The organism is Flagellimonas sp. ABD4_174, from assembly GCF_056160185.1.
On the sequence record NZ_JBSWWP010000001.1, the window covers coordinates 1006101 to 1015000 of the forward strand.

Below are 8900 nucleotides of genomic sequence, written 5' to 3' on the forward strand. Positions count from 1 at the left end.
TTTTTATATTGATTTTTGGGCGGACTAATTCAAAAAATGAAATAAATGAAAGCTAAGTTAGCATGGATGCTGACGCCTTTGTTGGCGTTGTGCATTTCTTTCTCTTACGCACAAGAGAAAACAGTTTCAGGTAATGTGACCGACCAAGGGGGTCTGCCACTTCCTGGTGTTGCTGTGGTCGTTGTAGGGACGTCCAACGGTACACAAACAGATTTTGATGGAAACTATTCCATTTCGGCTTCCGAAGGAGAAACACTTCGTTTCAGTTATTTGGGGCAGAGGACAGAGGAAAGAGTAGTTGGATCATCTTCAACTATTAATGTACAAATGCAAGACGACGCGCAGGCACTGGAGGAAGTGGTTGTAGTTGGGTACGGTACAACAACAAAACAAGCCTTTGCTGGTACGGCATCCGTTGTTGAGGCAGAAGCTTTGGAAGTTAAATCTTTTTCCAATGTGTCTCAGGCACTTGCAGGAGAGGTTGCCGGTGTTGCTGTAATCAATACATCTGGTCAGCCCGGTACCGCATCTACGATTCGTGTAAGGGGCTATGGTTCTGTAAATGGTAACAGAGATCCGTTGTATGTTGTGGATGGTGTACCTTTTACAGGTAGTATTAATTCCATTAACCCTGCGGATATCAAAACGACTACTGTTCTTAAGGATGCTACGGCAACCGCGATTTATGGTTCTCGTGGTGCCAATGGGGTGATTTTGATTACTACAAAAACTGGTTCTTCCAACGAATCTTATGTTGAGGTGGATGTTAAATCCGGTTTTAACATGCAGTTGATTCCAAGGTACGATGTGATTACTTCTCCCGAGGAGTACATTGGTTATGTTTGGGAGGGAATTCGCAATGGAGCAGCTTTGGATGGTGAGGCTGATCCGGTTGCTTTTGCAAATGCAAATCTGTTTTCGGTTAACTACGTTGCTCCTGGTTATAACATGTGGAATGTAGCTGATGGTGGTGAGTTGATTGACCCTGCTACCGGTACGGTAAGGCCAGGTGTAACTAGAAGGTATACTCCACAAAGATATTCTGATTTGGCATTCGATTCTGCTATCAGGACAGAGGCTAACTTAAGAATGGCCGGAGGTAATGAAAAAAGTAAGTACTTTACTTCAATAGGGTATCTGGATGATAATGGGTATGCTTTAAACACAGGATATCGTAGGTATACTGCAAGGTTGAATGCGGATTCTCAAGTGAAAAAGTGGTTAAAGGTAGGTGTTAACGCTGGTTATGCTTATTCCAAAAGCCAAAATAATGGTCAAACTGTTGGTTCTGAAAACTTGTTTGAGTTTGCCGATAAAATGGCACCAATTTTCCCTGTTTTCTTGAGAGACGATAACTATCAATTGGTGGAAGACCCAATTTTTGGCGGGTATCAGTATGATTATGGTACGGCATCTGGATTTAGATCAAGACCAAACGCGGATCAGTTGAACCCAATTGCATCGGCACTTTATGATTTCGTTGGTACAAATAGACATGAAATCAATGGTAACTTTTCGTTGGATGTAAATATTGCGGAAGGTTTGACCTTTGAAACGCGATTTGGAGCGCAGTTTGCTACAGAACGTTATAAGTCATTTACCAATCCTTTTTATGGAGGAGGTATTTCAACAGGTGGTGATCTGTACCAAAGAGATAGAAATTTCTTGACCACTAACTTCTTAAAATTGTTGCGTTACCAAACTGAATTTGGTAGTCATTCTATCGAAGCGTTGATTGCGCACGAGAACAACCAATTCGAGAGAGAGCAGTTTGATGCTTCAAAAAGATTGGCAGTTAGCCCAAATATTTATGAGTTGAACAACTTTGTGGTTCCTCAAGGCCCTGCTGGTGGTTTTTCAAGAGGGTATAGTATAGAATCTTACTTTGGACAAGTAAATTACGATTACGATAAGAAATATTTCTTGACCGCATCTGTTCGTAGGGATGGTTCTTCAAGATTCATCAATGAAAAATGGGGTACATTTGGTTCTGTAGGAGCTGCATGGGTTATTACCAATGAGGACTTTATGTCTGGAAATAATGTATTCGATTTCTTGAAGCTTAAGGCATCGTATGGTGTGACAGGTGATCAAGCTGTTGATACGGATGATTATTACATCGCGTACGATACATATGACATCAATAACTTGAATGATCAAATATCACTTTCAATTAGAGATAATGGGAATCCTGATTTAACTTGGGAAACTTCAAAAATGTTCCAGACTGGTGTTGAATTTGGTTTGGGCAAATATTTGGATGGTGTAGTTGATTTCTACAGCAAAAAGACGGACAACCTTATTTTCCAACGAAGAGTTGGGCCATCTCAAGGTATCGCAATTGTTACCGTTAACGATGGAGAGTTGTTGAACCAGGGTATTGAATTCAACTTTACCGGTCATATTATCGATAAGAACGATTTTAAATTGGACTTGTCCTTTAATGGTTCTCATATAAACAACGAAATTCTAACCATGCCTATTGAGCCTTCAACTGGTGAGCCGAGAATTTTGGATGTTTCCGCTGCTCCATACGGTTATTCAAAAGGAAGTTCTATTTATGATTTCTACGTTAGGGAGTGGGCCGGAGTAAATCCAGATAATGGTGTTGGAATGTACTATCAATATTTCAATGATACCAACGGAAACGGTGCGCTTGACGAAGGTGAAGATGGTATTTTGGATATGGAGGCTTACATGAGCGAAAACCCAGATGCAACTGTAGCGAGACAGACAACCGAAACTTATGCGGATGCAACTCAAAAGTATGTTGGTAAATCTGGTATTCCTGATTTGTTCGGAGCATTTAGATTGGCTGCTCAGGTTAAGAACTTCGATTTTTCAGCTCAGTTTACCTATAGTTTGGGTGGATGGGCAATGGATAACCAATACTCAGAATTGATGAGTGATAACTTTGGTGCCGCATCTACAAACTTTCACAAGGATATTTCTCAAAGATGGCAAAACCCAGGAGACATTACCGATGTGCCTAGATTGGATGATGCAACTGGTCAGGATCAAAGGGTAGCCACTACAAGATGGCTGACAAGTACCGACTATATTGCTTTTAACAATGCCAAGATTGGTTATACCTTGCCGTCTAAGGATGCCGAAAGAATGGGATTGAAAAATGTAAATATCTGGTTGGCAGGTGATAATCTGGCCATCAAGACTGCTAGACAAGGTTTTAACCCTTCTGTAAGGGAAAATGGTGCTTCGGCAAGGAGAATTTATGCTCCTCTGACCACTGTGACCTTGGGTGTGAGAGTTAAATTTTAGAAAAAAAAGTTATGAAAAACATTAATATTAAATTATCAGTTATCGCCTCGCTATTTTTATTGGCGAGCTGTGGTGAGGATTTCTTGGACGAGCAACCGTCTGAATTCTTAACGCAAGAGCAAGTGGGGGAGGCCGCGGCCGTTAACCCAGCAGTGATTGAAGGAACAATTTCCGGTATATACTCTACGATGTTTGCCACCGAGAGTGGTGGAACAACGAACCATGACGATTTTGGTCACAAAGGGTATGATATTTATGGAGACATGCTTTCCGGGGATATGGCATTGTCCGTTAGTACCTATGGATGGTACAGGGCGGATATTACCGAGTTCCAGGCAACTACGGATTTCACAAGAACTAGGAATTACATGCCTTGGAGATTTTATTATCGTATTATTCGTTCTGCTAACTTGGTAATCGATGCCTTGGGCGGTAACGATGTTGTTCCAGAATTGGAAGAGAACAGGTATTTAATGGGTCAAGCTAAAACATTGCGTGCCCATGCTTACTTTTACTTAACTCAATACTATGCGAACAGTTATGATCCTTCAGCTGAAATTTTGCCTATCTACGATAGTCCGGATGATTTGAATGGTCCAAAGGTTACCACAGCTGAAATATATGCTTTGATGGAAAAAGACCTTAATGAGTCTATTTCATTATTGGACGGCTTTGCAAGAAGTTCAAAAAGTCAAGTGGATAAAACAGTTTCGCAAGCTATTTTGGCATATGTATTGGCATCTAAAGGGGACAGCCATCAAGAAGTTATGGATTTAACTGCTGCTGTTATCAATAGTGGTGGTTACACTTTGATGAACTCTGAGGAAGTATTGGCTGGATTCAATGATTTGAATACATCTGGATGGATTTGGGGTGTTGATCTTACTGTAGATAACGGTCTTGGATTGGTTTCCTGGTGGGGTCAAATGGATAGGTTTACATATAGTTATGCTTGGGCAGGTGATGCCAAGGCAATCGATTCCGATCTGTATGATGCAATCCCTGAAGATGATGTTCGTAAACAACAATTTGCAGCTCCGGAAGGAGCCTATGCGGACTTGATGCCATTAAATAAATTCTATCACCCGGATAGAGTAATTGGTGGGCAGGCCAACATTACTACAGATTATTTGTATTTAAGAGTAGCAGAAATGTATCTGTTGCACGCTGAGGCTGCTGCTAAAGCCGGTCAAACAGGTGCTGCTCAAACTATGTTAAAAGTGTTGTTGGACGAAAGAGTTCCGAGCTCCGCTTATGTGGATGGGCTTTCTGGTCAGGCACTTTTGGATGAAATCTATCTTCAGACGCGTATTGAACTTTGGGGAGAAGGAAAAAGTTACCTGTCCCTTAAGAGAAATCAAGGTACAGTTGTTAGAGGGGCAAACCACCTTTCAAACGTTGGTACTGCAATACCTTACGATGATGAAAGGTTGACATTTGAAATTCCTCAGTTGGAAATTCAGAACAATCCATTTATTTCGACTCAAAACTAGTAGTTGGGTCAAATAAAATCTTAAATAAAACCCTGCCATTTGGCAGGGTTTTTTTGTGTTTGAACTTTTCACATTTCTTTAGAAACAAAACTTTTACCTTTGTCCAAGCAATAACGTGGAATGAGAATTTTATTTGTTACCCTATTTATCTTACTAGGACAATTCATAATGGCGCAGCAGGATTCCCTGCCGCCAACCAAAAAGGCAGATACTTTAGATCTAGATCCAAAAGAAGGTCCTCTTTTGCAATCCAAAGATTCTATAGCCAAGGATAAACCCAAGGGAAATTTAAAGAAACCAGCAAAGCCCACTGCCAAGGATTCTATTACTATCCATGATTACAAGATCATATCCTACAACAAGGATACTACAATTGTAGACACAACACTTACCATTAAAAAGGATTACATATACAATTACCTAAGAAAGGACGATTTCGAGTTAATGCCATTTGCCAACATGGGTCAGCCCTATAATCGGTTAGGTTTAAATTTGTCGGCAACCCCGTATTACCCAAGAATAGGGGCATCTGCAAAACATCCAGGGTATTTCGAGAAAGAAGACGTCAACTATTATAGTGTGCCCACTCCAATGACGGAGCTTATGTTCAAGACCACAATGGAGCAAGGGCAATATTTGGATGCATTGCTCACCTTTAATATTACCAAAAGATTTAACGCATCCATAGCATACAATGGCTTCCGGTCATTGGGTAAATATAGGTACGAAGAAGCACAAGATGGTAAATTTAGGTTTACGTTCAATTATCTTACGGAAAATGGAAGATATGGTATTCGCGGTCATATCGCTGCCCAGGAAATGGAAAGTGAGGAAAGTGGCGGATTATTGGATAGAAATCAGTTTGAAGGAGATTTGCCGGATTTTCAGGACAGGGCTAAAATTGACCTGCTCTACACCAATGCCAATAATCGAATTTTAGGAAAACGATATTACTTTGATCAACACTATAAGCTGGTAAACAAAAAAAAGGATTCATTGGATACGGAACCTACAAGTTTGTCCTTGGGGCATGAATTTAGTTACGAGACTAAAATTTACGATTTTGGGCAATCCGCACAAAACGATGCATTTGGTACCGACCCATTTTTGATCCCCATTGAAGATCAGGCGCGGTTAAAAACCATGTATAATAAAGGGAGTGTCGAATTTTTCAACAAAACTTTGGGTAGGGTGTCCGGCAACATAGCACTTTTCAATTACAATTACTTTTTCAATAGTATTCTATTGACCGAAGAAGGTATCATACAGAATAAGTTGGATGGGAACGAGGTGTCGATTGGAGGAGCTTATGCAAATACAATAGGCCCGCTGCATTTGCAGGGAAATCTAAATTACACAGTATCTGGGAACCTAACAGGAAATAATCTTGATGCCATCGCGGCATACAGGCTCAACAAAAACAATAAGATTACAGGGGCCATACATATTTCGTCCCGTATGCCGGACTTCAATTATTTACTTTATCAAAGCGATTATCGAAATTTTAACTGGCAAAACAATAGTACGTTCGAAAAAGTACAGACACAGAGCATCGAATTCGGTCTGGACTCTAAATTAGTAGGAAACATCCGAGCAGAATACAGTGCAGTGGATAACTACAGTTATTTTGCATCCACAGCTACCGAAGAAGCCATTGGATTGGGTCAGGAAACCGCTTTTGTAAGGCCATTTCAAGAATCCAGCACAATAAATCACTTAAAAGTAAAGTATGAAAAAGAGGTAAAGTGGAGAAAATGGGCGTTAATGAACACGGTAATGTATCAAAATGTGACGCAAGAGAATCAAGTGGTCAATGTGCCCGACCTGGTTACAAGGAATACCTTATACTATTCAAGTGACGTTTTCAAAAAAGCCATGTACATTCAAACAGGAGTGACCTTTAAATATTTTACATCCTATAACATGGACGCCTACCACCCTTTATTGGGTGAATTTTATATTCAGAACAACGAAGAGTTTGGAGCATACCCTTTAATGGATGTATTTATTAATGCCAGGGTAAAACAAACACGGATATATTTAAAGGCCGAACACTTGAATTCTATTTTTTCCCAACCGAATTATTACTCCGCTCCCAATTACCCATACCGGGATTTTGTGATAAGATTCGGATTGGTTTGGAATTTCTTTTCATAAAAATGATAAAGTGTAAAATTTCTGAATACTGAAAAACAAGCACTTATATATAAATTGATTTTTTTTCGAAAAAAACATCCAAAAACATTTTGTGGAAAGAAAATAACCTGCGTATATTTGCACCCGCTTAGCTGATAAGGCAGGGCGCTTCTGAAAAGCCGAAAGGCTAAAATTGGAAGAAAAAAACAAACAAGTTCATATACATATTGTAACGACAGCGTAAGAATTATAAAGAACCATTTTGATGCGGGGACTCGTGTTTTCGGGTGTCGGACAGACATTCAAGGAAATACAATGAAGAGTTTGATCCTGGCTCAGGATGAACGCTAGCGGCAGGCCTAACACATGCAAGTCGAGGGGCAGCGGGAAAAAGCTTGCTTTTTTGCCGGCGACCGGCGCACGGGTGCGGAACGCGTATGGAACCTGCCCCTGTCAGGGGAATAGCCCAGGGAAACTTGGATTAATGCCCCATGGTACCGTTACATCGCATGATGTTTCGGTTAAAGATTTATCGGACAGGGATGGCCATGCGTACCATTAGTTAGTTGGCGGGGTAACGGCCCACCAAGGCAGCGATGGTTAGGGGCCCTGAGAGGGGGATCCCCCACACTGGTACTGAGACACGGACCAGACTCCTACGGGAGGCAGCAGTGAGGAATATTGGACAATGGGCGGGAGCCTGATCCAGCCATGCCGCGTGCAGGATGACTGCCCTATGGGTTGTAAACTGCTTTTATACGGGAAGAAACGCACCTACGTGTAGGTGTCTGACGGTACCGTAAGAATAAGGACCGGCTAACTCCGTGCCAGCAGCCGCGGTAATACGGAGGGTCCGAGCGTTATCCGGAATCATTGGGTTTAAAGGGTCCGTAGGCGGGCCTGTAAGTCAGGGGTGAAAGTTTGTGGCTCAACCATAAAATTGCCTTTGATACTGCAGGTCTTGAGTCATGGTGGGGTTGCCGGAACATGTGGTGTAGCGGTGAAATGCATAGATATCACATAGAACACCGATCGCGAAGGCAGGTGACCAACCATGTACTGACGCTGATGGACGAAAGCGTGGGTAGCGAACGGGATTAGATACCCCGGTAGTCCACGCCGTAAACGATGGATACTAGCTGTGGGGACTTCGGTCTCCGTGGCCAAGCGAAAGTGATAAGTATCCCACCTGGGGAGTACGTTCGCAAGAATGAAACTCAAAGGAATTGACGGGGGCCCGCACAAGCGGTGGAGCATGTGGTTTAATTCGATGATACGCGAGGAACCTTACCAGGGCTTAAATGCAGGCTGCATGGGGTAGAGATACCCCTTTCTTCGGACCGCCTGCAAGGTGCTGCATGGTTGTCGTCAGCTCGTGCCGTGAGGTGTCAGGTTAAGTCCTATAACGAGCGCAACCCCTACCGTTAGTTGCCAGCATGTCAAGATGGGGACTCTAACGGGACTGCCGGTGCAAACCGTGAGGAAGGTGGGGACGACGTCAAATCATCACGGCCCTTACGTCCTGGGCTACACACGTGCTACAATGGCCGGTACAGAGGGAAGCCACCCCGCAAGGGGGCGCGGATCTACAAAACCGGTCACAGTTCGGATCGGGGTCTGCAACTCGACCCCGTGAAGCTGGAATCGCTAGTAATCGGATATCAGCCATGATCCGGTGAATACGTTCCCGGGCCTTGTACACACCGCCCGTCAAGCCATGGAAGCCGGGAGTGCCTGAAGTCCGTCACCGCGAGGAGCGGCCTAGGGCAAAATCGGTAACTAGGGCTAAGTCGTAACAAGGTAGCCGTACCGGAAGGTGCGGCTGGAACACCTCCTTTCTAGAGAAAGAGACGCCCGGAATACCGGGTCCTGCACGAGGTGGTTGTTATAGTATTGCGCTGTCGTTCATAATATGTTACAAATACTGGCAATAGGCCAAGACAGTCTCATAGCTCAGCTGGTTAGAGCGCTACACTGATAATGTAGAGGTCG

General features: G+C 42.8%; 3 protein-coding genes, 1 tRNA gene and 1 rRNA gene (1 of these 5 only partly in view). All 5 read left to right on the plus strand.

Features of this window, described 5'->3' with window-relative positions; all coding sequences use genetic code 11:
• Nucleotides 1–45 precede the first annotated feature (45 nt).
• Nucleotides 46–3279 carry a SusC/RagA family TonB-linked outer membrane protein gene (locus ACXAFK_RS04355; protein WP_474956934.1) on the plus strand — a complete coding sequence of 1078 codons (3234 nt, stop codon included), beginning with the start codon at nucleotides 46–48 and terminating at the stop codon, nucleotides 3277–3279.
• An 11-nt stretch (nucleotides 3280–3290) separates the two neighbouring features.
• Nucleotides 3291–4772 (plus strand): RagB/SusD family nutrient uptake outer membrane protein, encoded by a 1482-nt coding sequence (locus ACXAFK_RS04360; RefSeq protein ID WP_293293764.1) that lies wholly within the window; start codon nucleotides 3291–3293, stop codon nucleotides 4770–4772.
• A 120-nt stretch (nucleotides 4773–4892) separates the two neighbouring features.
• Nucleotides 4893–6929, plus strand: a complete 2037-nt coding sequence (locus ACXAFK_RS04365) for a putative porin (protein ID WP_474956935.1) — start codon at nucleotides 4893–4895, stop codon at nucleotides 6927–6929.
• A 291-nt stretch (nucleotides 6930–7220) separates the two neighbouring features.
• Nucleotides 7221–8746: ribosomal RNA gene (locus tag ACXAFK_RS04370) — 16S ribosomal RNA — on the plus strand.
• 104 nt (nucleotides 8747–8850) lie between these two features.
• Nucleotides 8851–8900, plus strand: a tRNA-Ile gene (locus ACXAFK_RS04375); it runs 24 nt beyond the window's last position.

Coding starts and splice junctions, on each gene's coding strand:
- ACXAFK_RS04355 (WP_474956934.1), top strand. CDS start 46: ATGAAAGCTAAGTTAGCATGGATGCTGACGCCTTTGTTGGCGTTGTGC.
- ACXAFK_RS04365 (WP_474956935.1), top strand. CDS start 4,893: ATGAGAATTTTATTTGTTACCCTATTTATCTTACTAGGACAATTCATA.
- ACXAFK_RS04360 (WP_293293764.1), top strand. CDS start 3,291: ATGAAAAACATTAATATTAAATTATCAGTTATCGCCTCGCTATTTTTA.